This is a genomic window from Mycobacterium sp. RTGN6, from assembly GCF_033804605.1.
GTDB lineage: Bacteria > Actinomycetota > Actinomycetes > Mycobacteriales > Mycobacteriaceae > Mycobacterium.
This window is the reverse complement of sequence record NZ_JAPZKZ010000011.1, coordinates 1-24,652: the sequence shown is the minus strand read 5'-3', so window position 1 is coordinate 24,652 and position 24,652 is coordinate 1. Positions and strand designations below refer to the sequence as shown.

General features: G+C 65.5%; 17 protein-coding genes and 3 pseudogenes. 8 read left to right on the top strand and 12 right to left on the bottom strand.

Annotated elements, in window-relative coordinates; all coding sequences use genetic code 11:
• Positions 1–121 precede the first annotated feature (121 nt).
• The 3 genes from SLQ33_RS25040 to SLQ33_RS25030 all read left to right on the top strand — a co-directional run bounded on the left by SLQ33_RS25040 (position 122) and on the right by SLQ33_RS25030 (position 5,814).
• The gene (locus SLQ33_RS25040) at positions 122–3,220 is read left to right on the top strand and encodes an ATP-binding protein (RefSeq protein WP_319456826.1); all 3,099 of its coding nucleotides are present in this window, start codon (positions 122–124) and stop codon (positions 3,218–3,220) included.
• Between the two features lie 363 nt (positions 3,221–3,583).
• Positions 3,584–4,528, top strand: coding sequence for a polyprenyl synthetase family protein (locus SLQ33_RS25035; protein WP_319456602.1), 945 nt, complete (start codon positions 3,584–3,586; stop codon positions 4,526–4,528).
• The gene (locus SLQ33_RS25030) at positions 4,525–5,814 is read left to right on the top strand and encodes a hypothetical protein (protein ID WP_319456601.1); all 1,290 of its coding nucleotides are present in this window, start codon (positions 4,525–4,527) and stop codon (positions 5,812–5,814) included. Before SLQ33_RS25035 ends, SLQ33_RS25030 begins: the two co-directional genes overlap by 4 nt.
• Positions 5,815–5,886: 72 nt before the next feature.
• Here the strand turns inward: SLQ33_RS25030 and dxs are convergent.
• Positions 5,887–7,788: pseudogene (gene dxs, locus SLQ33_RS25025) on the bottom strand (1-deoxy-D-xylulose-5-phosphate synthase).
• 470 nt (positions 7,789–8,258) lie between these two features.
• Here dxs and SLQ33_RS25020 point away from each other — a divergent pair.
• Complete coding sequence (locus SLQ33_RS25020; protein WP_319456600.1) at positions 8,259–9,659, top strand: cytochrome P450; 1,401 nt, start codon at positions 8,259–8,261, stop codon at positions 9,657–9,659.
• A gap of 288 nt (positions 9,660–9,947) precedes the next feature.
• On the opposite strand, the gene SLQ33_RS25015 is transcribed toward SLQ33_RS25020, so the two are convergent.
• From SLQ33_RS25015 to SLQ33_RS25005, 3 genes are read right to left on the bottom strand one after another with little or no spacing between them, the layout of a single operon-like run.
• Entirely contained in the window at positions 9,948–10,454 is a 507-nt protein-coding gene (locus SLQ33_RS25015; protein ID WP_319456599.1) for an ABC transporter ATP-binding protein, read from the bottom strand.
• Positions 10,455–10,458: 4 nt separating this feature from the next.
• Complete coding sequence (locus SLQ33_RS25010; RefSeq protein ID WP_319456598.1) at positions 10,459–10,674, bottom strand: hypothetical protein; 216 nt, start codon at positions 10,672–10,674, stop codon at positions 10,459–10,461.
• On the bottom strand, positions 10,671–10,976 hold the full coding sequence (locus SLQ33_RS25005; protein WP_319456597.1) for a hypothetical protein: 306 nt from the start codon (positions 10,974–10,976) through the stop codon (positions 10,671–10,673). Before SLQ33_RS25005 ends, SLQ33_RS25010 begins: the two co-directional genes overlap by 4 nt.
• Before the next feature lie 255 nt (positions 10,977–11,231).
• Between SLQ33_RS25005 and SLQ33_RS33650 the strand changes: the two are divergent.
• Positions 11,232–12,515: pseudogene (locus SLQ33_RS33650) on the top strand (cytochrome P450); the annotation flags it as partial.
• 200 nt (positions 12,516–12,715) lie between these two features.
• Here the strand turns inward: SLQ33_RS33650 and SLQ33_RS25000 are convergent.
• From SLQ33_RS25000 to SLQ33_RS24990, 3 genes and pseudogenes are all read right to left on the bottom strand, one after another.
• Positions 12,716–14,894 (bottom strand): annotated as a pseudogene (locus SLQ33_RS25000) (MMPL family transporter); the annotation flags it as partial.
• A 216-nt stretch (positions 14,895–15,110) separates the two neighbouring features.
• The gene (locus tag SLQ33_RS24995) at positions 15,111–17,690 is read right to left on the bottom strand and encodes a LuxR C-terminal-related transcriptional regulator (protein ID WP_319456596.1); all 2,580 of its coding nucleotides are present in this window, start codon (positions 17,688–17,690) and stop codon (positions 15,111–15,113) included.
• A gap of 107 nt (positions 17,691–17,797) precedes the next feature.
• The gene (locus SLQ33_RS24990) at positions 17,798–18,250 is read right to left on the bottom strand and encodes an SRPBCC family protein (protein WP_319456595.1); all 453 of its coding nucleotides are present in this window, start codon (positions 18,248–18,250) and stop codon (positions 17,798–17,800) included.
• Positions 18,251–18,360: 110 nt separating this feature from the next.
• Between SLQ33_RS24990 and SLQ33_RS24985 the strand changes: the two genes are divergently transcribed.
• A complete protein-coding gene (locus SLQ33_RS24985) occupies positions 18,361–18,714 on the top strand; it encodes a UBP-type zinc finger domain-containing protein (protein WP_319456594.1) in 354 nt (117 codons plus the stop codon).
• Here SLQ33_RS24985 and SLQ33_RS24980 read toward each other — a convergent pair.
• The 5 genes from SLQ33_RS24980 to SLQ33_RS24960 are packed head-to-tail and all read right to left on the bottom strand — an operon-like array spanning position 18,711 to position 22,555.
• Positions 18,711–20,273 (bottom strand): NAD(P)/FAD-dependent oxidoreductase, encoded by a 1,563-nt coding sequence (locus SLQ33_RS24980; protein ID WP_319456593.1) that lies wholly within the window; start codon positions 20,271–20,273, stop codon positions 18,711–18,713. The two genes, SLQ33_RS24985 and SLQ33_RS24980, sit on opposite strands and share 4 nt — an antisense overlap.
• A 48-nt stretch (positions 20,274–20,321) precedes the next feature.
• Positions 20,322–20,930 (bottom strand): TetR/AcrR family transcriptional regulator, encoded by a 609-nt coding sequence (locus SLQ33_RS24975; RefSeq protein WP_319456592.1) that lies wholly within the window; start codon positions 20,928–20,930, stop codon positions 20,322–20,324.
• A 35-nt stretch (positions 20,931–20,965) separates the two neighbouring features.
• Positions 20,966–21,301, bottom strand: coding sequence for a hypothetical protein (locus SLQ33_RS24970; RefSeq protein WP_319456591.1), 336 nt, complete (start codon positions 21,299–21,301; stop codon positions 20,966–20,968).
• 26 nt (positions 21,302–21,327) lie between these two features.
• On the bottom strand, positions 21,328–22,014 hold the full coding sequence (locus SLQ33_RS24965) for a sensor domain-containing protein (protein WP_319456590.1): 687 nt from the start codon (positions 22,012–22,014) through the stop codon (positions 21,328–21,330).
• Between the two features lie 7 nt (positions 22,015–22,021).
• Positions 22,022–22,555 (bottom strand): hypothetical protein, encoded by a 534-nt coding sequence (locus SLQ33_RS24960; protein ID WP_319456589.1) that lies wholly within the window; start codon positions 22,553–22,555, stop codon positions 22,022–22,024.
• A 350-nt stretch (positions 22,556–22,905) separates the two neighbouring features.
• Here SLQ33_RS24960 and SLQ33_RS24955 point away from each other — a divergent pair, with 350 nt between their 5' ends.
• Positions 22,906–23,580 (top strand): MspA family porin, encoded by a 675-nt coding sequence (locus SLQ33_RS24955; protein ID WP_319456588.1) that lies wholly within the window; start codon positions 22,906–22,908, stop codon positions 23,578–23,580.
• 31 nt (positions 23,581–23,611) lie between these two features.
• A complete protein-coding gene (locus tag SLQ33_RS24950) occupies positions 23,612–24,286 on the top strand; it encodes an MspA family porin (protein ID WP_319456587.1) in 675 nt (224 codons plus the stop codon).
• The last annotated feature ends 366 nt before the right edge of the window (positions 24,287–24,652 follow it).

The following is a 24,652-nucleotide window of genomic DNA, read 5'->3' as shown; positions in this document are numbered from 1 at the left end:
CGCTTGGCGCATCAGTAGGTCAGTGGAGGACGCGGACTTGGCCGGGGATTCCGAGCCGTCGGCAACGGCAGTGTGCCGGTCGTGCGGCTCCGCACCACAGCGCGGCGCCCGATTCTGCGACATGTGCGGGTCGCAGTTGGTGGCTTCGGTTGATCCAGCGGAGTACAAGCAGGTGACGGTGCTGTTCGCCGACGTGGTGCGGTCAATGGACCTCGCGGCCGCCGTGGATGTAGAGCGGTTGCGTGAAATCATGACCGAACTGCTGGAGCGCTCAGCTGCGGTGGCGCAACGCTACGGCGGCGGGGCCGTCGAACACACCGGCGACGGGCTAATGGCAATCTTCGGCGCCCCAGTTGCGTTGGAGAACCACGCTTTTCGTGCCTGTCTCGCAGCCTTGGCGATTCAGGATGAAGCGAAGCGGCTCGCCGTCGAGGTCCAAAACCGCGATGGTGTGGATCTGCGGTTGCGGGTGGGCCTGAACTCGGGCCGGGTGATCGCCGGGGTCATCGGCTCGGGATCGCTTGGGTACACCGCGACCGGCGCGGCCGTCGGGTTCGCCCAGCGGATGGAATCGGTGGCCCCGCCGGGCGGCGTGATGCTGTCGGAGTCGACCGCGAGGCTGGTCGAGCACACCGTGATGCTGGCCGAACCGGACCAAGTACGCATCAAGGGCGCCGACCAACCAGTGCCCGCGCGCCGACTGGTGGCGATCGGCGCGCGCGATGGCCTGGTCGGGCGCGCCGACGCGAGCCTAGTGGGTCGGGGCTGGGAGATGGCGGCCCTTGACGCCATGGTGGACCGCGCGATCGGTGGCCACGGCGGTGTGGTGAACGTGGTGGGGCCGCCCGGCATCGGCAAGTCCCGGGCGGCGCGGGAAGCTGCGGCGCTAGCGGCCGGTCGCGGGGTCGAAGTGTTTTGGACCTTCTGCGAGTGGCATACCCGTGACGTCCCCTTCGGTGCGATAGCCCGCCTGCTGCGGGCGGGCAGCGGGGTGGCTGACCTGGACGGCGAAGCCGCCCGCGCTGGATTGCGGGCGTATGTGCCTGATGCCGACCCGCAAGATCGGTTGCTGCTTGATGATCTGCTCGCTATTGCCGACCCCGAGGTTGCGCTGCCCCAGGTCGACCCGGATGCGCGGCGGCGCCGGTTGACCGCGCTGGTGAACGCGACAATGCTGACCCGCACCGAGCCGTCTCTGTTCATCATCGAGGACGCGCACTGGATCGACGCGGTCAGTGAGTCGATGCTGGCCGACTTCCTGACGGTGGTTCCACGCACCCCGTCGATGGTCCTGATCACGTCGCGCCCGGAGTATGAGGGGGCACTGACGCGGGTGCGCGGTGCGCAGACGATAGCCCTTGCCCCACTGGCTGATTCGGACACGACGGAGCTGCTGGGTGAGCTGCTGGGTGCGGATCCTTCGGTCGGCGAGCTGGCGGCGATCGTCGCCGAGCGGGCGGCGGGGAACCCGTTTTTCGCCGAGGAGATCGTGCGCGAGTTGGCTACCCGCGGCGTGCTGGAAGGCGACCGCGGGAGCTACGTGTGTCTCACGGATGTCGCCGACGTCGCAGTGCCGGCCACGGTGCAGGCGGCCATTGAGGCGCGCATCGACCGACTGACCACAGCGGCCAAGCGCACGCTCAACGCGGCGTCGGTAATTGGCGCCCGCTTCGGGGCTGACCTGCTCGCCGCGCTGGGCATCGATCCGGAGTTCGACGAGCTGCTCAGTGTCGATCTGATCGATCAGGTGCGGTTCACCCCCAGCGCCGAATACGCCTTCCACCACCCCCTGATCCGCGCGGTGGCCTACGAATCGCAGCTGAAATCGGATCGCGCCGAAATGCACCTGCGCCTGGCCACCGAGATCCAAGAGCGTGCGCCCGGCTCGGTGGAGGACAACGCGGCGCTGATCGCCGAACATCTGCAGGCCGCCGACGAGCTGCCCGCCGCCTATGGCTGGCAGATGCGTGCCGCCGCGTGGTCAATCGACCGTGATCCCAGCGCCGCCCGGGTCAGTTGGGAGCGGGCACGCCAGATCGCCGACACGCTGCCTGCCGAGTACCCAGACCAGCTGTCGATGCGCATCGCCCCGCGGACCATGCTGTGCGCCACCGTCGGGTTCGGGGCAGTCCACGAAAGCCGGGACCGCTTCGCGGAGTTGCGGGAGTTGTGCGCGGCAGCCGGGGACAAGGTCTCGCTGGCCATTGCCATGACCGGGCTGGCCACCGAACTCCTCTACGCCGGACGCGCTGGGGAGGGTTCGCGGCTGGCATCCGAACAAATGGTGCTGCTGGAATCGATCGGCGATCCCACCCTGACTGTGGGGTTGGCCTTCGTAGCATTCTGCAACTGGTGGGATGCCGGTGAATTCGGCGAGCTCTTGCGCTGGTCGCAGACCGCCGTCGAGTTGGCCGAGGGCGACCCCGCCAAGGGCGCCGGCTTCGGTCTCGGATCACCGGTGGCGGCCGCGTTGGCATGGCGCGGCACGGCTCGGTGGTGGCTGGGCGGTCCCGGGTGGCGGCAGGACCTCCACGACGCCATCGCGATGGCGCGAGACAGCGATCCGGGCACCCTCGCCTGTGTCCTCGCCTGGACCTACGGTAACTCGATGCTTTACGGGGTGCCTCGGGTCGATGACTCCGCACTGCGTGTCTTCGAGGAGGCGGTGCAGACCGCCGCGGAATCCAGCGATCTCGCTGTGGGTTTGGCCGAGTACACGCTGGGCATTGCGCTGCTGAATCGGGACACCCCAGCCGACCGTCACCGGGGGCTGGAGATGATGGTGCAGGTCCGCGACACGGTGCTGCGCGCGCGTGGTCTCTTCCTGCTCCCGGTCATCGAGACGTGCGTCGCCCGGGAAACGGCCAGGCGCGGCGACCGCGATAGTGCCATCCCGGTGATGCGCAAAGCCGCGAACGAGATGCAGCTGGCAGGACGGCTCGGGTATGGCGTTTGGAACACCAGCGTTCTGGTGGAGACGCTGCTGGAGCGTGACGCCGAGGGCGACCTGGCCGAAGCCCAAGAGGCGATCGGCTGGTTGACGGATCTGCGGGCCGAACAAGATTCGGCAATTCTCGAGATCACGCTGCTGCGACTACGTGCATTGCAAGCCCGCGCGCGCGGCGACGACGTCGAATACCGGGACTTGGTGGGGCGCTATCGCGCGATGGCGGAATCGCTTGGCTTCGAAGGACACATCGCCTGGGCCGGGGCGATGTGAGGGTCGGGAGCACTGTCGAACTTGACGATTCCGCGAGTGTTTTGGCCTTCGAAAGAAAGAATTCGCGGTGCCGATCGCGACATGAGCTGAGTCACTGTCGGGTGGATAGCACTACGACCCAGCTCACGACCGTGACCTAAGTAGTACCGCCGGAGACCGGGCGAGATTGCAGTGGCGCGCTACTGCTCTCGTCGCGATACGCGGCAGCCACGATTTCCGTTGTGGAGCGAGAATCACCGGATCCGGTGGCCGTCGTTTCGCCGGGACACCGCGGGAGGGACGATGATGGGTGAGGCAAGCACATCCGTCGCGTCCGACGCCCTCAGCGTTGACCGACTTTTGCTGACCCGCCCATACGATCAATTGACCCTGGTCGCCGATCGGCTGCACGAAGTCCTTATCAGCGGTGGCAGTTTCGATGCCATCTACCGCCACATTCTGGCCGTTCCCGGTAAACGGGTCCGGGCCGGAATGGCGCTGGCCTGCGCCCGTCTGCTGCCCGAGGCCGCCGCGGTGCCGCTGCGCGACGCCGTCGACGTGGCCTGTGCGATGGAGATGTTCCACGAGGCGTCGCTCATGCACGACGACATCTGCGACGGTTCGCTCTTGCGGCGCGATGCGCCGTCCGTACCCGCCGCGTTCGGCGTTCGCAGCGCGGCCCGGGCGGGATTTCATTTGGCCGGCAAGGCTTTACAGGTGCTCGCGCGAGTGCTGGCCGACAATCCGGCGGTGTTCGCGCGGCTCGGTGAGGTCCCGGGCGTCACATATCTCGACCGGATCTCCGACCTCTCCGCCGGCCAGCTCGTCGAGAGCCTACCGCCCGCCGTCGACGCCGCCGCCTTGCGCCGGCATTATGAGCTCGTGGCCGGCGCGAAGACCGGCACCCTGTTCCGGCTGGCCTGCTCGTACGGCGGCACTGCGGGGGGAATCGACCACGAACGGCTGCCCGCCCTGATGAGGTACGCAGACCAACTCGCCCTCGCCTTTCAGATCATGGATGATGTCCGCGACGTCGAGGGCAGCCCCTCACTGGGCAAGGAGGCCGGCGGCGACCTCAACCGCCGGATACCGACCTGGCCGGTGATCGAATGGCTGGCCATGCGGCCTGGTTCTTGTGAAATGTGGCTCTCCGGGCTGACTTCCAGTGCCGACCTGCAGGCCGATCTGGTGCACAGCGGGGCCACCCGAGCTGCCCGTGCCGTCGCCGTCCGCGCCGCCGAGACGGCCCGCTGGGCAATGGACGTGTTCCCGCCCTCCTCAGCGCGTGAGCACTTGCGCGCACTCTCGGCGCGGGTGATCTCCCGATGAGCGCGGGGCGGCTCGGCATCCTAGCCGTTGGGCTGAGATACCTGCGCCGCACACCTGACTTGGCCGCGATGCGGGCAGCCCGGTCACCGGATGAGCTGGCCAGGCTGGCGCTAACGCCGGCGGCCCGAAACTGCGGCATCGCAGCCGGTTTCCTTCCTGCGGACCTACGGGCCGAAGCCACCGCCGCCCTGCTGGCTTGCCGGGTGCTCGACGTCTACGAAGACTTGAGCGACCGCCCGCGGGCGCGCGGCGCCGTCGTGACCGCCGTGGACTACCTGAACGGCGACACCGACACGCCGCCATCGCCACCGCGGGCGATCGCCGTCCGCGACAGCGAGGCGGTCGACCTGGTGCTGGTCGAGCGCATCCGCGACGTGCGGGCGCTGCTGTTGGCGCTGCCCTGCGAGGGTCGCAAACGGGTCGGCCGAATGCTGGTCGATGTCGGCCAAGTGATGGCCCACAACCTCGATTCCGCGCTGCCACGGACCGCCTACGGCGAGGGCGTGCTCGGGCGGGTGATGCTATACGTCTGCTCACTGGTCGCCGAAGATGCCTGTGCGGAGGCCGATTTAAGTGAGCTGGCCGGATGCATCGGCGTCACGGCCCAGTTGGCCAACGACTTGCGCGGCGGCGAACTGGCGCTGTACGGCGCCGCCGACCGCGAGGAACTGACACGGACGGTGATGCTGCGCCTGCTGGCCCCCGCGCTGGGCAGCTTCGCCCTGCTGGCCCGGGTCGGCCCGAGCACCCCCAGTCGCGGCGCCCGGGCGGCGATGGCCTATATGACCATCACCACCACCGCGTTCTTGTGCACGGCCGTCGGGGCGCCGGCGCCCTACCGGCGAAGACTGCAGCTGGCAGCGGCAGTGCTGGCCGCCCGCTCACCGGTTCGCTGGGCCTCGATGCTGGAGCGGGTGCGGCGTTCCGCCGACGGGGCTATCCACCAGCTGCTGGTTGCGTCGCCCAAGCCCGTTGCCGAGGCTGGCCTCGCTACCGGGTCGGGCCTGGCCGCGGAGATCCTCGGTCTGGGTGACCTGCGCTCGATGTCGCCCTCAATGGGCCCGCTTCTCGTCGGCACCACCTTCGCCCTCGTCGGAGCCCTGCCGGAAGAACCACTGACCGGCGAACTGCCGGAGACCCAAGTGCGGCGCATGATGATCGCCGACCATCTGGTTTTCGGGGCCGTGGAACGGCTGCCACCCCGTGATGCCGATGCCATGCGGGTCCTCGCAATGCAATTCCAGCTCAGCGCTCTCGACACCGCTGGCCAAGGAGCGCGCCCATGACCATGGATTCGATCCGGCTGATCACCACGTATACGCACACGACCGCAAAACCCTGCGCACTGCTGCGCATCGTCATTCGCCCCGGTTCGCGTCGACGTCAGCTAGCCGCTGAACCCAGAAACTAATGTTGGTGACCAGGTCGGCGGCCGTTAGGCCGAGGTCGGCGTGAATTGCGCTGCGCGAGGCGTGAGCGAGGAATCGTTGCGGCACACCGACACTGCGCACCGGTGTGTCGATCCGCGCCTCGCGCATCCGGGCCGCCACGGCCGACCCAACCCCGCCGTGTAGCCCCGACTCTTCCAGTGTTACTACCAGGCGCACATTGCCAGCAAGCTTCACCACTTGCTCCGGCACTGGAAGCACCCACCGAGGATCCACCACCACGACGGCCACGCCACGCCTCGCCAGTGTCGCCGTCGCCCTCAGCGCGACCGACGCCATCGGCCCGACCGCGACCAACAGAACATCTGGATCCTTTGGGCGGCAAAGTATATCGACGCCCTCGACTCGTTCCAGAGCTTCGGTATTGTCACCCACCGATCCCTTCGGGAACCGGATCGCGGTCGGACCGTCATCGACACCGAGCGCCTCGCCGAACAGTTCGCGGAGCGCTGCGGCATCGCGTGGGGCGGCGACTCACATGCCAGGCACCATGCCCAGCAGCGACAAATCCCACACGCCGTTGTGGCTGGCCCCATCGGGCCCCGTTATGCCTGCCCGGTCCAGAACGAATGTCACAGGCAAATTCAGCAGTGCGACATCCATCATCACTTGGTCGAAGGCGCGGTTCAGAAACGTTGAATAGATGGCAACCACTGGATGCATGCCGCCGAGCGCCAGCCCCGCCGCGGACGTAACAGCGTGTTGCTCTGCGATCCCCACATCGAACATCCGGTTCGGAAACCGCGTTCCGAATGTCGCCAACCCGGTCGGGCGCGGCATCGCGGCGGTAATCGCGACGATGTCGTCGCGGCGCGTACCCCATTGGAGCAGTTCACTGGCAAAGACGTCCGTCCATTGCGTCGCATCGGTGGCTGGCTTCGGTTTGCCAGTTCGAGGATCGATCGGTCCGCACGCATGCATGCGGTCAGCCGTATCTTGCTCCGCCGGGCGGTATCCCATTCCTTTCTGGGTCACCGTGTGGACGATGACTGGCCCGCACACATCCGTTGCCTTACGCAGGGCCTTCTCCAGCGCGAAAATATCGTGTCCGTCGATCGGGCCGAGATACTTGATCGCCAAATCCGCGAACAATTTCTGCGGACTCCAAGCATCCTTCAATCCTGCCTTTACCGCGTGCAGTACCGAATAGGTGGGACGTCCGAGTATCGGCAGCTTGGTCAGATCCCTCTTGACTGAGGCCAGGAACCGCTCATAACCGGGATGCGTCCGCAAGCTGGTCAGATGGTCGGCAAGTCCGCCGATCGTTGGTGCATAAGACCTGCCGTTGTCGTTGACGACGACAATGACACGACGGGTCTTGCCGGCAGCGATGTTGTTCATTGCCTCCCAACACATTCCACCGGTGAGCGCGCCGTCACCGACGATCGCGACCACGCGGCGATCTTTACTGCCGGTCAATTCGAATGCCTTGGCCAACCCGTCCGCGTAGGAAAGCGCTGCAGATGCATGCGAAGACTCGACCCAGTCGTGCTCGCTTTCTGCCCGCGACGGGTACCCCGACAGGCCGCCTGAGGCCCGCAATTGGTCGAAGTCGTCTTGGCGGCCCGTCAGAAGCTTATGCGGGTATGCCTGATGACCGGTGTCGAATATCAATGCATCGCGCGGTGATTCGAATACCCGATGAAGGGCGATGGTCAACTCGACGACACCAAGGTTCGGACCGAGATGTCCCCCTGAGACCGACACCTTTTCAATGAGGAATGCCCTGATCTCATCTGCGAGTCTCGTCAACTCATCGCGCGACAATACCTGCAAGTCATGCGGATCCCGTATATGGCTAAGGACGGCCAGGGGATCGGATTGACTGGTCGGCGAAGGCCGGTCAACGCTGATGCCGTCGGATGCGACCGATGTGCTTGCCTCACCCATCATCCTCCCTTCCGCGATTTCCTGGTGCAACGACGACCATCGGAATAGGCGCCACGCTCCACAACTGAAATCGTGGTCTCGTGCGGGGATGGCGAGCGCAGTAGCGCGTCACTGCAATGTCGCCCGATTTCCAGCGGTACTACTTAAGCCCGATCTTGCCCTTGTCGTACGCAATCGCTTAGACCGAGGTCAATAGACGCCGTTCCTCGCTGGTTTGCCTCAAGGAGCGGCAGGTAAGACGCATCTAAGTAGTGCCGCTACGAAACCCGGCATATTGCAGTGGCGCACTACTGGGTTCGTAATGCCCTCCTGAAGCGACGATTCCTCTTGAGGCGTTGCACCTATTCCGGTGGTCGCCGTTGCACCAAGACATCGGGGAAGGAACGGCAATCATGAGGCGTGGGTTGGGCGATATCCGAACCGCACCCGTACCGCCCGGGCCGTCGGGCATGAACGTGCTGCGCTACTGGGCGCAGATGTTGTGGGACCCACTAGCAACGTACGGCGTGCTCCGGCGCACCTACGGGGACACGGTGCGAGTACCGCTGAGCCGCAATCGGAGTTTCTTCCTGCTCGATCGACCCGAATACGCAGAGCACGTCCTCCTCAAACACCAGGACCAGTACGTGAGGACCTTCATCGCTCGGCCGCTCAAGGCGTTCCTCGGTGACGGCCTGCTTACTGCTGAGGGGGCGGTCTGGCAGCGCCACCGCAGGCTGGTGCAACCGGTGTTCAGCCACCGCCACATGCAATCGTTCGCACCCACCATCGTTGATGCTGCCCGAAAGCGGTTCGCGCAGTGGGTGCCGGGCACCCGTATCGACATCGCCGTCGAGATGCGTGCGCTGACAATGGATGTCATCGGACGAGCGCTGTTTGGGATGGATCTCTCGAGCGACGCCGCGATGGTCGGCCGAGCTGAGACGCGACTGCAGAGCTCGATGGCGCTGCGCGCCGCGGCGATCCACCTGGCTTTCCTATCACCTGAGCGCATTCGCGCCGTCGCTACCCGCATCGCGCCTGCGTTGGGAGAAGCCTCGCAGACGCTGAATTCGTTGGTAGCCCGCATCATCGACGCCCGCATCCGCGCGCCCCACGACGAACCCAGCGATCTTCTCGACCTGCTGCTAGCCGCCGGACAGGATGAGCAACCGCTATCCCGCGCGGAGATTCAGGATGAGGTGATGACCTTGGTTCTCACCGGCCATGAGACCACAACTCATGCACTGACCTTCACGCTGGCGCTACTGTCGCGAAATCCCGCTGCATACGAGCGAATGATTGCCGAAGTCGACGACGTGTTGGCGGGCCGGGACCCACAAGCGACCGACGTCGACTCGTTGCCGTGGACACAGGCGGTGGTGAACGAGGCGTTGCGGCTCTATCCGCCCGGTTGCTACATAATCCGCGACGCCGCAGAAGATGACCACATCTCGGGTGTCCAGGTTTTTGCCGGCGATACCATCGCACTCTCGCCGTACCTTCTGCATCGCATTCCCGAATTTTGGCCCGACCCAGAAAGATTCGACCCGAGACGATTCCTGCCGAACAGCGCATCCACCTATCCGCGGTATGCGTACCTCCCATTCGGCGCCGGCCGCCGCATCTGCCTTGGCGCGAGTCTGGCCTTTTTGGAGATGACGCTCGTGCTGGCCGTTTTCGCGCAATCTGTCGTCGTAGACGCGGTACAGACGGGACCCTTGCGAGTGCGCGGTGACGTGACCCTGCACCCGGTCCAACCCGTAGTTGTGACGGTCGCACCGGCTCATTCGCGTCAGCACACGACTCGATGATTGGCAAACGCGCGTCAACTGCTTCGTAGAACCTTGGCCGTTTCCAACCGTCGCGAATGGATACCTGGGTACCGCGAATGGATACCTGGGTACACCGCCGCCGCGAAGACGGGCACGGTCACGGCTGCCACTCCGGTTCGTAGTGGCAGCCCAAGCAGACCCCACTCGATCTTGATGCCGTAGTACACAGGTGAGCCCAGCGACCACAGATACAATGCGGGGCCAGTCGGCGATCAACGCGGCGAGGTGGATCCGCCGGAAAGACATCCATTCGGCGCAGCGGATGCATCACCGCTCCGCGATAGGCGTCGCGGCGTCGACGGCGTACGCACGCCCGTCAACAAGGTGCACTTCGCGGGTGCCGTAGCCCGCCGCAATTCGGTCGTGTGTCACCATCACGACCGCCGCGCCGTCTTCGTCTGACAGCGACCGCAACAGATCCAAGACCTCGGCCGACGAATGGCTGTCCAGGTTTCCGGTCGGCTCGTCGGCGAGGATGATGGACGGCCGGGCCACCAACGCACGCGCCACCGCCACCCGTTGCATCTGTCCGCCCGACAGTTCGGCCGGCCGGTATCGGGCCCGGTCTCTGAGCCCGACCCGTTGCAGCAACTCCTCGGCGCGTGCGTCCGCTGATCGGGTCGGCATCCCGTCGAGCACCAGTGGCAACGACACGTTCTCGACTGCGGTCAGCATTGGCACCAAGTTGAAGAACTGGAACACGAATCCGAGGTTGCGCCGCCGGAACGCGGCGCGCGCGCCTGCGCGCATCGCCCACACGTCCTGGCCGGCCACGGCCTCAGTGCCGGTGTCGGGCGCGTCCAGCCCGCCTGCGATATGCAGGAGGGCTCGATTTGCCTGCGCCCGACGGTCCGGTCGGGACCACGAATTCGCCTGCGTCCAAGGTGTAGTCAAAGTCGATGAGCACGTGCACCTGCTCGTCGCCCCGACGAAGTTTCTTGGCGACGCCCTGGTGCTGCAGTACCGGTGTCGCTATGGTCAGGGGCGCAGTCACAGCCTGCGCATTTCTCGTGCCATGGCAGCCTGATCGAGAAAGGCGGCGCGGCGAGGCGGATAGTGGCGCGGCGCCTGCTGTGCATCCACAGACGATCCCGGAAACACCTTGTGCAAGACGGCAATCACCCCGCGGGTGGGCTGCGTACGGGGCAGCCCCACAGCAGCGGCCGTGCTAAAGGCTGCTGCCGGCTCGGCAATGGGAACCGGCGGCTCACCTACCCGTTCGATGACATACTTGGGATCTTCGACACCAACCTGTGGATCGGCGGCCGCCGCAACTAACTCGGACACTTCGTGCATGCCTCCTCTGGCGTGGTGACCGATTAATCGTCACCGACGTCAAGTGCGGCGATGGCAGTAGCGATCCACTGCAATCTCGGGCGGTCTCGGCAAGTACCACTTAGCTAAGTAGCGCCACGCCGAAGCCGGACCATGGTGCAGTAGCGCACTACTGGGCCCGTCACGCTCCGCGGGAGCGACGATTCCCTTGGCGGAGCACGAAACTATTCCGGTGGCAATCGTTCCGCCAGGGCACCTTGGAAAGGGACGGCTGCCATGAGGCATAGGTCGGGCGATATTCGAACCGCATCGGTACCGCCCGGGCCGTCGGGCTTGAACGTGCTGCGCTATTGGGCGCTGACGATGCACGACCCACTGGCATCGTACGGCGTGCTTCGGCGCAACTATGGGGACGCGGTGCGAATACCGTTGAATCGCAACCGTAGTTTCCTTCTCCTCGATCGCCCCGAATATGCCGAGCATGTCCTCGTCCGACACCAGGACCGATATGTGAGGGGCTACGGGTATCTGCCGCTGCAGGCGTTCATCGGTGAAGGCCTGCTTACCACTGAAGGGGCGGTCTGGCAGCACCACCGCGGACTGGTTCAGCCGGTGTTCAGCCACCGCCACGTGCAGTCGTTCGCGCCCGCAATCGTCGATGCGACCCGCGGCCGCATCGCTCAGTGGGCACCCGGCGGGACCATCGACATCGTCTCCGAGATGCTCACGCTGACAACGGATGTCGTCGGCCGAGTGTTGTTCGGAATGGACCTCTCTGGCGATGCTGCCCCGGTGGGGCGAGCCGAGAAGCGACTGCAGACCTCGATGGCGCTACGCGCCGCGGCGATCTTTCGGACATCGTTGACGCCCGAGCAATTCAAATCCGTCACTACCCGCATCGTGCCCGGGCTGGGTCGAGCCTCCGAGACGCTCGAGTCGATGATCACCCGGATCATCGACACACGCATCCGCGCGCCCCACGACGAACCGAGCGACCTACTCGACGTGCTGCTGGGGGCCGGACAGATTGAACAACCGCTGTCCGGCGCGGAGGTCCGGGACGAGGTAATGACCCACGTCGTTCCCGGACATGAGAGAGCAACCAATGCTCTGACGTTTACGCTGGCACTGTTGTCGCAGAATCCCGCCGCCCATGAGCGGATGCTTGCCGAAGTCGAGGAAGTGTTGGGCGGCTGGGATCCACAGGCACCTGACGTTGATGCGCTGCCGTGGACGCGAGCCGTGGTGTCAGAGGCGTTGCGCCTCTACCCGCCGGCGTACCACGTCAACCGCGACGCCGTGCAAGACGACGACATCTCGGGCATCCCCGTTTCCGTAGGCGACACCGTTGGTATATCGCCATATCTTCTTCACCGCCATCCCGAGTTCTGGTCGGATCCAGAGCGATTCGACCCAGAACGATTCTTGCCGGGAAGTGCGTCCACCCATCCGCGCTACGCGTATCTCCCGTTCGGCGGCGGTCGCCACATCTGCGTGGGCGCGAGTCTGGCCCAGCTGGAGCTGGTCCTAGTGCTGGCCGCTATCTCGCAGTCTGTACGCCTAAACCTGGTGTCGACAGCCCCCCTGCGGACACGGGCGGACGCGACGCTGCACCCTGCTGGACCCGTGGTAGCAACTGTCGCACCTCGACTGCAGGCCCGGCTTGCACAGCACGCATGGGCCGCGAGACTAGCGAGCAGCCTATATCTTGCTGAGATCGCCAGTGCGCCTGCGCGTCTCGCTGTCGGTGACGATGTTCTTCGCGCCAGCGGAGCCGGGCCACCAGTTCGCACGGCCAAGCACGCGCATAAGCGCAGGCAACAGGAGCATGCGAACCAGCGTCGCGTCCACCAAGACCGCGATCGTCAGGCCGACGCCGAACATCTTCATGAACGACACGTCGGCCGTCAGAAGTGCTGCGAACGAAATGGACATCAGCAAGGCTGCCGCGGTGACCACGCGCCCAGTACGGGCGATTCCGAGCGCAACACTCTCATCGCTGTCCGCGCGGGTGCGACCGGAGTCCAGCCAGTACTCGCGAATTCGAGACAACACGAAAACCTCGTAATCCATCGATAGACCGAAGGCGATGCAGAACATCAGCACCGGTACATTGACGACCAACGTGCCCGCCGCCGTGGTGCCGAGGCCCCCAAGGTGGCCGTCCTGGAAGACCCACACCAGCGCCCCGAAGGTGGCAGTCAGCGACAGCATGTTGAGCACAAGCGCTTTCAGTGGCAGAACCACACTGCCGGTCACCAAGAACAGCAGGACGAAGGTGATCAGGGCGATGACGCCGAGAGCGATGGGCAGCCGCGACGTAATCGACTCCACGCTGTCGACGTTGTATTGTGCTGCGCCGCCGAACAATACGGTATGGCCCGCCGGTCGCGGCACGGCATGCAACGACCGCAGCTGCTCATTGGAAGCATCAGTGAACAGCGGGGCCTTGCTCTGCACGGTGAGGAAGGCGCCACCGTCGGCGACTCCAGTTGGAGCCGACGGTGGACCAACTAGTTCGCCGGCCACGAATGTGGCCGCAGGCGTCGATACTCCCGAGACATCCGCCACGTCCGAGAGGGCTGCGGCGTAGCCGCTCAACGCTTCTGGTGACACACCCGACATATCGGGAATGACGACACTGACATTGGTTGCCGGGTTGACTGCGAACTCCGTTCGCAACAGGTCACCTACCTGGCGAGACGTCGCGGTGGCAGGCAATACGCGGTCGTCAGGAAAGCCCCACTTCACTCCGACGAACGGAGCTCCCAGCAGCAGCAGGACCGCAATGAGGACGGCGCTGACCGCCACCGCGTGGCGCATGACAGCATACGTGTTCCGGTACCAGAAACTTTGATCGATCGGGCGCGTCGCCGGTGTCGGCGGCCTACCAAAGGCACGACGAATCAGCTTGCGGACGTCCAACGCATCGAGCCGGCGGCCCAACAGAACGATGACGGCGGGCGTGACGACAATCGCGGCAGCGGCCGCAAGAAGAACCACGGCCACCCCCGCATAGGCGAACGATCGCAAGAAGTACATCGGGAACAGCGCCATGGCGCTCATGGAGAGAGCCACGGTCAGCGCGGAGAAGGCCACGGTGCGCCCGGCGGTCGTCATCGTACGCACAATGGCCTCATCGGGGGGCATGCCGTTCGCGATCTCATCGCGATAGCGGCTGACGATGAGCAACGTGTAGTCCACCGCGAGAGCGAGACCCATTGCCGCCGTGAGGTTCATCGCAAAGATCGAGACGTCGGTGAAGAAGGTGATCGCGCGAAGGAAGGCGAGAGAACCAAGAATCGCGAATACCCCGATCGCCATCGGAAGGGCCGCGGCGAAAAGACCACCGAAGACCCACACCAGCGCCACAAAACTCAGCGGGATAGCGATCAATTCCATCTTCACCAGATCGCGTTCGCCCTGTTCGTTGGCCTCGGCGAAGGTGAGCGCGCCGCCGGCCCGGACGATGACGCCGTCGCGATCATGCGGCAGCTGATCGACGAGTTGCCTTGCAGTTTTGGCGTATTCGGCGTCAGTGCCCCTGAGACCTGCGATGACCATGCCGGTCTTGCCGTCCCTGCTGGTCAATCCCGCCGCCGCTGGAGGCGGCGCCGACCATGCTGAAATCACATTCGTGACGTCCGGCGAGTTCTTCAGCACTGACGTGACATCGGCGGCCGCCGCGGCCGCCGCGGCACTATGCACGCCGTCGTCAGCGGTTACCGCTACTAGCAACTGCAGATCGTTGTGACCGAACTTGTTGGTGAGGATGTCCGCAGCCTGAACAGACTCAGTGCCGGGATCCGTGAACCCCCCGGCGGAGAGCAATTTGGTAACTGGCAGACCAAAAATGGCGGCCGCGACCAGTATCAGGGCCGCCGTTGTCACGATTCGTTTCGGCGCCGCGATGGCAAGACGTGCGATCCTCACTAGCATCAGTCGCTCGTTCCTCTAGCTGCGCCCTGGCGAAATGACGGCCACCGAGTGAGATGTCGCGCCTCGCGGTGCAAATAGTCCACCAGGGGCAGCGGAAGGAGCGCAGTAGTACACCACTGCAATGTCGTCCGATTTCTGCGCAGTGCTACTTAGCTTAGTCACTGGTCTTTGCGGCGCCGATCGCGCCGAGCGCATGCCCTCAGAGGGCAACGTTCACTACGTCGGCGTCCCGTGACGCGGTAGCAGCGCGGCGAGTTCGTCGCGGCTGGTGGTTCCGGTCTTCAACATGGCCCGGTAGATGTGGCTTTCGACGGTGCGTACGGAAAGGGTCAGCCGTTCGGCAACGTCGCGGTTGGACAATCCCTCACCGATCAACATGACGAGCTCGGCTTCGCGATCGGTGAGCGGCAATGGTGCGCTGGCCTGGCGAAGCGCTGGGGTGCTTGCCCCGCCACACTGTTCGGCCAGGGCCTCTGCACGGGCAGAGGATCCCAACGCCGACCCCCGTTTGCCTTGGCGGCGGTATGCCAGAGCGGCGTGGGCCGCCGCATCGACGGCCGCAACGAGGTCACCCATCCGTTCGAATTCCTCTGACAACGAAGCCAATTCAGTCGCATCGCCGTCCCGCAGAGCTTCGGCGAACCGTGCCACGAGACCAGCGCGTGGCCCCTCGACGATCGATTCGAGTTCGCGCAACCTGTGGCCGGCGGCGTGATCACCGAACTGGATGGCGGCCTGGAGGCAGGCCACTTCCCCGGCGAATCGCCCTGTATCTCTTGCCCTTTCCGCAGCAGACAGCGCAACGGTGACCGCCTCACTGACAGCACCCTGGCTGGCGACCACCCACGCCCGAGCCACGCTCGTCTCATGGTCGAGGGCACGAAATCGGCGGGTCACCTTGTCGAGCGCTTCGAGTGCGGCGACCGCCTCGCGAGTCAATCCACGCATCGCGAGCGCAGTCACATGCGGAATGCGATAGCGGAATCCCCAGCCGATCGCGTGCGACGCGGACAACCCTTCGGCGGCCTGTCCCAGCAGCAGGCATGCGCTGCGCAGATCACCGGCGCCAAGCGCGGCCCGCCCAGCCACTGCGGCCCCAAGTAGTTGAGCCGCTCCTGGGAGATGCACCGCCTGCTGACGCGTGCGCTCGGCCACCTCGAGCGCGTTTGCAACTCGGCCAGCCATCAGCAGTGCACCGAGCTCTGCGTCGGCGATGTTGAACCTCATGTGCGGAGCGTCGAGAGTGCGGGTCGCGACGGCGTATCCCGCGTCAGCGGCGGCCACGGCTTCGGTCGTGCGCCCCGCATCCGCACGCATCTGGGCCAGCGCCCAGGCAATCTCGGCACCGACGACGGGAATGCCCTCCAGCGCCAAGGTTTTCGAAGCCTGCAGTGCCGCCTCCGGCTGGTCCATCGCGAACCAATACACCGCGAGGAAGGCGTCGATGTAGGTGCGATCGTGGGGAGGTGTGACGCGCGCCGCCTCGTCGATGAGCTCCTTGGCGCGCGACGGGTCGGCAAGCGCCCACAGCATGTTGCTGGACCGCAGGAACGCAAACCTGGCGCGGTCGTGGTCAGTCAACTGGCTGATCGGGATGTCGGCGAGTAGGGCCTCCGCCTCCTCCCCGCGCCCAAGCCACGACAATGCGTGCGCCCGAACGAAGTTGAGTTCCGGTCGCGCTCCAGCGCGGATTGCCCCTTGCGCCAATCGATCCGCCAAGGGCAGATCCGCCAACCAGACGGCGCCGTTGGCGGCCCTGGCGAGCAGGTCGGCATCGGGGGTGAGATCGGAGTCGAGACTCAATGCCGCGCGGCGCACGACGACTCGGATGTCGTCGCAGTCCTTGGACGCGCCGAGTTCGGTGGCGACCAGTCCGCGCAGCCGTCGTAGCCGGCTGTGCGGCGCGCGCCTGCGGCGTACCTGTCCGTAGAGCGGATGCTGCACCCGCACTTCGATACCGGTCCCGGCGGGCTCGAGCGTGATGAGGCCGCGGATCTCGGCCTCCTCGATTGCTGCGGCATCGGTGATGCGTGTCAGTGTGCCGAGTTCGATCGGCTCCCCAACCGCCAGCACGTCGATCACGTCGCTGACCGGCGTGGGTACGGCCCCGATACGCGATTCAACGAGCTCGACGAGACCGGGCGGCATCACCGGATCTCCAATCCACCGCCAGTACCCGTCCACTTGCACGATTCGGCCGTCGGCGACTTCCTGCTCGACGATGTTCTGCAGATACAGCACATTCCCTCGGGTCAGCTTCCATAGCCGCTGAACGGCATCCGTATCGACCGAACCCTCCAATGCCGCCGACAGCAGCGTGGTCGTTTCACTGAGCGACAGTTGCTCCAAGTCGAGTCGGTCGAACTGGCCGGCCTTCCATATCTCCTGTATCGCGGCGGGAATCGGCTGTTCGCCGCGGGCGGTGAGGATCACCTTTGCCGCACCCTGCTGCACTATGTGATGCACCACGAAGATCGACAGCTCATCCAGCAGGTGTACGTCATCGACACCAAGGACCACCCCGGCGGTCGAAGGAGATGCGGTGGTCAGCGACTCGATAACGCCCCGCAACAACTGAACCGTGTCGGTCACACCCGACGGTGCCCACGCAGTGAACGCACCCAGCGGAATTGTCCGCCCCGGAGATGTGCCCGCCGTCCAGCGGGTTTCACAACCCTGCGACGCGGCAGCGGACAACGCCTCATGGGCGATTCGACTCTTGCCGACCCCCTCCGCTCCGCACACGAGGACACCGGAAACGGCCGGGGCCGCGATCGCGGCCTCGATGGTCCGCATTTCCCCAGTACGGCCAATCAACGGCCACGACAAACGCACCCTGAGATCGTAAGAGCCTCGCTGCCGCCCCGCGCAAATATCGCGACTTCGTGAGTGCTCTGGCTGACTCAGCCCTTCTTGAGCTTCAGCACCTGTTTGCGCAGGCCGTCGGTGGCGGTCTCCATCCCGCCCTTCAGGGTGCGCTTCAGCAGGAAGCCCGGCATCGGTATCGACAGGTCGATGGCCATGTCGAACTTGACTCGGGTCTTTTCGGGGTCCGTGTCCCCCAAAGGCGTCAGCGTGTAGCCCGCATCCTGCGCCTTGAGTTGACCGGACGACACCAGCGTCCAACTCACGCTGCTGTCGGTCCAGGTGTACTCGATCACCTGGACGTCGGTCAGCCCCGCGGCCTTGACCGTCATCTTGACCTGCTTCGGCCGCCCGTCGGGATAGCTCTCCAGGATCTCGGCCTTCTGGTACTGCGGTGACCACGACGGCGTCGACTCGACGTCGGCGATGACGTCAAGGATCTCCGCGGGCGTTGCTTCGATGACCACTTCACGCGAATCACTGGTTGCCATGCCGCGACATTAGCGATTGTGTCGTTTGTCGCGGTAGCTACTCGCGATATGGCCCAACAAACGACATGAGCGCTACTGGGCCGGCGGCGGCCGCCACTACGCTCGACTCCATGAGCGATGCGATCGACCCGGAGGTCCCACCCAGCGGTACCGGGTGCGTCGAATGCGACGCAGTCAGTGGCTGGTGGGTGCACCTGCGTCGATGCGCGGCGTGCGGTCACGTCGGCTGTTGTGACGATTCGCTGGCCCGGCACGCGGCGGCGCACTGGCGCGCGACCGGCCATCCAATCATCCAGTCGTTCGAACCCGGCGAGGACTGGTTCTGGAACTACGACGCCAATGAGTACTACGACGGACCGGAACTGGCTGCACCGCAAAGTCATCCCGCCGACGAGACCGTACCCGGTCCACGCGGCCGCGTGCCCAAGGACTGGGTCAGCCAGCTGCGCGCCCGCGGCGACTAATTCTTGTCGGCCAACGCTTGCTGCGCGGCGTTGTAGCCCGGGATGAAGGTGATGCCGGGTCCGCCGTGGCAGCCCGCACTGCCTAGGTAGAGCCCGTCGATCGGAATCGGTTGGTCGACATAGCCCTTCGGGCCAGGACGGTTGATCCCGATCTGGTCGGGATGGATCAGCCCGTGGCAGTAGTCTCCGCCCGGCGCGCCGAACATGGTGCCCATGTGCTTGGGCGTGAAGGTGGTGTGCCGGATGATCAAGCTTTCGAAGTTCGGTGCCAACCGGGTGAGCTTCTCGATCACGCGGCGCCCCATTTCGACCTTCATGTCGCCGTAGCTCGACTGGGACTCCTCGACGGGGAACCACAGCGAAAAGGCGGACGCCGCATGCTTTCCCGGCGGCGCGAGGCCGGGATCGTTGACGGACGGGATCTGCAGCGCGATGGCCGGGTCGGCGGGCACGATGCCGCGCCGGCAGTCCTCCCACTGCTGTTGCAATTCCTCTGGGGTGCTGAAGATCCCGATGTTCGACTGCATCGCGGGATCGTTGAGTAGTTCGTAGGGAGCCGCGAACTCCGGGATGCCGTCGAGCGCGAAGTGCATCTGCAGGTAGCTCCCGCGATGGTCGATGCGGGAGAACCGCTCACGGACGTCGTCCGGCACCGCGGAGGGTGCGACGAGCTGGTTGAGCGTGAAGTCCGGAGCCACCGCGGAGACGACGACGGGCGCGGTGATCATCGAACCGTCCTCGAGCCGGACCCCGCTGACGCGGCCGTCGACGACGGTTATCTCCTCCACCTTGCTGCGCAGCCGCAACTCACCACCGCCTGCCGTGAACACGTCGACGAGGTGAGCCGTCAACGCGCCGATGCCGCCCTTCAGCTTCTTGACGAGCAAGGCATTCTCGTCGGGAACGGCGAACCCGTACGCCAACGCGGCGGCGGTGCCAGGCGTCGCGGGGCCGCGATACGTGGTGTTGACGGCCAGCAGCGAGAGCATGCCCCGCAGCGCGCCGTGCTTCTCCTTGTCCGGCAGGTACCGGTCGAGCACGTCGGTGACCGAACCGAACAGCAGGTCGGTGATGGTCGATCGTTCGAATTCGTTTGTCGCGCAGGCATACATCTCGTCGATCGACTTCGGCGGTTTGCCTGCGTCGAACCGCCCGAGTGCCCGGGTCGGCGCCTGACACCAGGCCATCAGCCCGGCCATTCCGTTGACCGCCTCGGCGCCATGCACGTCGTTGATGTGCGTCATGAGCTTCATCGGGTCGGTGTAGTAGACGAGCGGCTCGTCGCCCACGCCGCGCAGCGACACCGACATCACGTCGAGCTCGACGGTGGGCAGTTCGTCGAGCCCGAGCTCGCGGCTCACCGTGGCGGACGTGGGGATCTGGACCGATCCGGCGATCTCGAACTTGAAACCGTCGAAAAGCTCGACGGTGGAGGCCATCCCGCCCGCGTACAGCTTGGAGTCCAGGCACAGCGTGCGCAGCCCCGCACGCTGCAGCAGGGTGGCAGCGGTCAATCCGTTGTGGCCCGCACCGATGACAATCGCGTCGAAATCCGCCATGTGCCGAGGCTGGCACGCCACCAAAGTTTTGTCAATAATGACGAAACTTTAGCGTCGGTTGGTCTCGAGTCCAGCGGCCACCGAGTCCAGCGCCGTCCGGCAAAGCCGGGCCAGTTCGGGCACCGACCGATTGGGGTCGAGCATCCACACCTCCATCGCACCGAACACCGCCGCGGCGATGCAGCGAGCCGTGACGGTGATGCGCAGCCGCTCGTCGGTGCCCGCGAGCGGAGGGGCGTCGCGCGTCAGGTACTCCTCGACCGCTTCCGCGAAATCGGTTTCCACCGCCCGGATGTGGCGAACGATGCGTCCAGCGTCCAGTTCCTTGGCGCGTAGTTCGGCGATCTTCGACACGGCTTCGACGTCGTACGGGGCAGACATCACCGCCGCGTGTACGGAGTCGATGAGCGACTCCTCGCCGGACTGGGCGGCCAGCGCGGCGCGGAACCACTCCACTCCGGCGTCGTAGTCGGCGAACAGCAGGTCGTGCTTCGAGGTGAAGTGCCGGTAGAACGTCCGAAGCGATACCCCCGCGTCCGACGCGATCTGCTCCGCCGAGGTCTCCTCGACGCCCTGGCCAAGGAAACGGACCAACGCAGCCTGACGCAGCGCGTCGCGAGTTCGCTCGCTGCGCGCCGTCTGCGCGGGCCGCACCATATCGGTAAGTTACCTCAGCCTTTACCGAGGTCTGCTCAACCGAAGCCGATCCCGACTCCGAGGTCGAAATGCGAGTCGCCGTCGTGGTTCGGGCACGAGACGTCGACGTAGACCGTGGTGAAGTCCTCGACGGGCCCGCCGGCGAGGTTGGGGTTGTGCACACCGAGGACGGCGCACTCGGAGAGTGGCCTACTGCTGACGCCGCTTACCCAGTTGATCTGGACGTTGTAGCCCTCATCGGTCAGCTGTTGGATGACCGCGGCGGCCGACTGGTCCAGATTCGGTTCGGCGCACACCGCCGGTGCAGTGGCCAACGTAGCCGCACCCGCAGCCAGCATCACCGCGGCGAGCCAACTCCGTGCGTGCGACATACCTCAATCATGCTCCTCGAAAGGAGTCAGCTGGGCATCTTCGACTCGATCTTCTCGGTGACGTCCACGGCGGACGCAATCGGCGTTGACTGCTGCGGTTTGCAGGCCTGCGCATCGATGATCACGTTCGCACTCACTGCCAGAACTCTCTGGCAGGAACGGGTTTGGTCACCTTCGCCGCGGGTGTAGGGCATCGCCAGCTGGGTGTCGCTTCTAATGAGGTCGCCGCTGAACCACTTGGGCAGCGACCCGCCGTTGAGCGTGATGTTGACGTGGTGGTTGGTGCACTTGGACCAGCGGTCGGCGGAGTCGTCGAAGAACGCACGCGCTCCGTCCGACGTACGGAACGACACGACCGACTCCACCACCAGATAGTCCCACTGCTCGCTGTCGGGCACGCGAAATAGCTGCTGTCTCAACGTCTTCCAGTGGAACGGATCATAGATCGGCGCCTGCGTCACCTGCCAGACTCCGAGACAGTTGAGATTCGGGAGCAGGTTCCGGTTGTCACCCATCTGATTGACGACCTGACTTCGCGGCGTCATCCCCGACGTGCCCATGATGGTGTTCACCTCGTTGGCCGATAGGAGCAGCCCTTCGAGCGCCGTGTCGGGCACCAACTTCGGCGCCGCCGACCGACCTTCCGTCGTCTTTCCGGCGCAACCGGCAAGCAGCAAACCAACGACGAGCGCCGCGATGGCGCATTTCCTCACGAACGACTCAGGCGTGGGTGCCGGCCGTGGCACACGCCATCTGAGCCTCGGTGGCGCTGTTGTTCATGCCTTCCGCGGTGGTGTTCAGGCTTTCGCCAGGGATGCGGAGCCCCATCTTGATCAGCATTGCGGTGGCTCCCATCGACCACGAACGCATCGGACTCGCGATCTCGGGCTGCAGACCGGGTGTGTTCGCCGCCTCCAGCGCGACGCCGGCACCCTGGCGCAGCGCCGTCCTTCCGACGGAGTTGCTGCTTTCGACGGCGGGGTCCGAGTAGTTAGAACCCTCGAGGGAGTCCGCGAAATCGCCAAAATAGAGCGAAGTACCGTCCAGCGCTTGGGCGAACGCACCACACGCCGTCACTGCGGCGGGCGTGGCGTCGTCCCCCATCGGCGCGGCCTCCACCACTATGGGTGACGGCCCCGGACCTGGTGCAGGCTCGACCGGATCGGCGAGCGCCAGTGGCGTGAACGCCAATGCCATTCCCAATGCGATGACCGAGGCGCCGAGCGCCCGGCCACGGAGCTGGGGTGATCTCATGGGTTCCTCCAAATGTCGTCGGTCCCGCAGTCTCGTCAGACTGCCTGACGCTCCGCCACCCAGAACCGGCACGTCCGGTTGGGCGTCAGCTGAAGCTACCGTGTTCGGATTAAACGTCGGAATTATGAACGACAACCAAACTGCAGGTGGCCGGTCTCCATCCATTCGGTAGCACGAACCTGTGAATTCGCTTGCAAATCATGCTGATTCAAACGCGGTGCCCGAGTGGCCCGCTGGATGACTATAGGGCCGACATTGTTTGTATTCCGTTCACCGTCTAGCAACCTGGCCATTGGATGCTCCGACGCGACAGATCCGCACGCCCGACCACGAGAGGCGCCAATACCACCATGTTGAACCGTTTTGCCGTTATGGCAGCAGTCTGCATCGCTATTCCGGCAGGGACTGCGCCCCTCGCCTTGGCCGACCCGCCTCCGGAGCCGCCCGTGGTGCCGGTGAATGCCACCAACCCGCTGCCGCCCGAGGGCGCGGTCCCGTCGGGCGCTCCCGGCGTGCTCGACACCCCCGACGGCTGGAAGCTCACCGTCTCCGGCAGCAACGAGACGCAGCTGCCGGTGGCCCCGTTGACCACCGCGGTCTCGTCGCGCGAGTACCTGGTCGCAGGCACGTTCACCGGCACCATCACCGGCAAGGGCAAGACCAAGCTGACGGGCGGCTCATTGGAGGCCGGCGAGCAGATCGGCTGCGGCATCATCTCCGACGAGGTCGAGATCAACCCCGGCGCCAGCCTCACCCCCGGCTTCGGCAACATGGGCCTTCCCACCGTCAGCGCCGGCATCAGCCTCCAGGGCAAGATCTACCTGAAGCCCGGCACGGTGGCCACCGTCGCAATCGACAAGAAGAAGTTCAAGGGCACCACGACACGGATCACCATCACCGGTGTCCGCGTCAAGACCGACCAGTGCGCCGGCCAGTCGTTCATCCGTTCGTACGCGACGCTGACCAGCTCGACCGACAACACCGACGACGTCATCACCTACATCGGCGTCACCAAGTCCGTCTGAATCCCTAGTCGACCTCGAACGAGAGAACACAATGAATCGCTTTGCTCTGATGGCAGCCGCGTGCATGGCCATTCCCTTCGCAGCCACCTCCCCCCTCGCGTTGGCCGAACCGCCGGTGGATCCGGCCGGTGACGTCGGCCCTCCGCCGGACAACGGCATCGTCGCCTCCGCCGAGCCTGGCATCGTGACGAGCCCCGACGGTTGGACGTTGACCGTCGTGGCGAGCAACGAGACACAGTTGCCCATCGCCCCGTTGACCACCTCGCTCGCTCAGCGCGAGTACCTGGTGGGCGGCACGTTCACCGGAACCGTCACCGGCAAGGGCAAGACGTCGCTCAGCGGCGGCACCCTCGAGGCCGGCTACCAGATCGGCTGCGGCATCGAACTGGGCCAGGTCCGTCTGATCGGACAGGCCGGCGTCCAGGTGGGTGCCAGCTTCCCCCTTGCGGGCCCAGGCCTGACCAGCCTCACGTTCCCGCTCTCGGGCACCATCGAGATCCACCCCAAGCCCGGCACGGTGACCCAGGTGGCCGTGAACAAGAAGGAGTACAAGGCGGCACCCGTGCGCGTCACGCTGAAGGACACCCACATCAAGGTGGACGGTTGCGTCGGTCAGTCGTTCATTCGGTCGTACGCGACGCTGACGAGTTCGACCACGGACACCGACGACATCGTCGCCTACTACGGAGTGACCAAGTCCGTCTGACGTCAGTCGCAGTGCACACCGGGCAACCACACCGAAAGCGAGCCAGTTGGTCATGATTGACCGAAATCGCGTCACTGCAGCAGCATTCGGATTGCTCGCGCTCGGAGCGGGGGGGGGGGGGGCGCCGGCCCCCGCCCCCCCCCCCCCCCCCCCCCCCCCCCCCCCCCCCCCCCCGCCCCCCCCCCCCCCCCCCCCGCCGCCCCGCCGGGCCGGGGGGGGGGGGGGTGCACCCCGGGCGCCGGGGGGGGGGGGTGCCCCCCCCCCCCCCGCGACCCGATCCCGAGAGTGCCGAGACGCGGCGCGGCGACTACCACCTCTGTCCGCACATGGCGTTCTTCGGCACCCCGCCGGTCGACGGCGCCTTCT

Excerpts from the sequence above, each read along its gene's own strand:
- SLQ33_RS25040 (WP_319456826.1), top strand. The coding sequence starts at position 122 with ATGTGCGGGTCGCAGTTGGTGGCTTCGGTTGATCCAGCGGAGTACAAG.
- SLQ33_RS25030 (WP_319456601.1), top strand. The coding sequence starts at position 4,525 with ATGAGCGCGGGGCGGCTCGGCATCCTAGCCGTTGGGCTGAGATACCTG.
- SLQ33_RS25020 (WP_319456600.1), top strand. The coding sequence starts at position 8,259 with ATGAGGCGTGGGTTGGGCGATATCCGAACCGCACCCGTACCGCCCGGG.
- SLQ33_RS25005 (WP_319456597.1), bottom strand. The coding sequence starts at position 10,976 with ATGCACGAAGTGTCCGAGTTAGTTGCGGCGGCCGCCGATCCACAGGTT.
- SLQ33_RS24995 (WP_319456596.1), bottom strand. The coding sequence starts at position 17,690 with ATGCGGACCATCGAGGCCGCGATCGCGGCCCCGGCCGTTTCCGGTGTC.
- SLQ33_RS24990 (WP_319456595.1), bottom strand. The coding sequence starts at position 18,250 with ATGGCAACCAGTGATTCGCGTGAAGTGGTCATCGAAGCAACGCCCGCG.
- SLQ33_RS24985 (WP_319456594.1), top strand. The coding sequence starts at position 18,361 with ATGAGCGATGCGATCGACCCGGAGGTCCCACCCAGCGGTACCGGGTGC.
- SLQ33_RS24980 (WP_319456593.1), bottom strand. The coding sequence starts at position 20,273 with ATGGCGGATTTCGACGCGATTGTCATCGGTGCGGGCCACAACGGATTG.
- SLQ33_RS24975 (WP_319456592.1), bottom strand. The coding sequence starts at position 20,930 with ATGGTGCGGCCCGCGCAGACGGCGCGCAGCGAGCGAACTCGCGACGCG.
- SLQ33_RS24970 (WP_319456591.1), bottom strand. The coding sequence starts at position 21,301 with ATGTCGCACGCACGGAGTTGGCTCGCCGCGGTGATGCTGGCTGCGGGT.
- SLQ33_RS24960 (WP_319456589.1), bottom strand. The coding sequence starts at position 22,555 with ATGAGATCACCCCAGCTCCGTGGCCGGGCGCTCGGCGCCTCGGTCATC.
- SLQ33_RS24955 (WP_319456588.1), top strand. The coding sequence starts at position 22,906 with ATGTTGAACCGTTTTGCCGTTATGGCAGCAGTCTGCATCGCTATTCCG.
- SLQ33_RS24950 (WP_319456587.1), top strand. The coding sequence starts at position 23,612 with ATGAATCGCTTTGCTCTGATGGCAGCCGCGTGCATGGCCATTCCCTTC.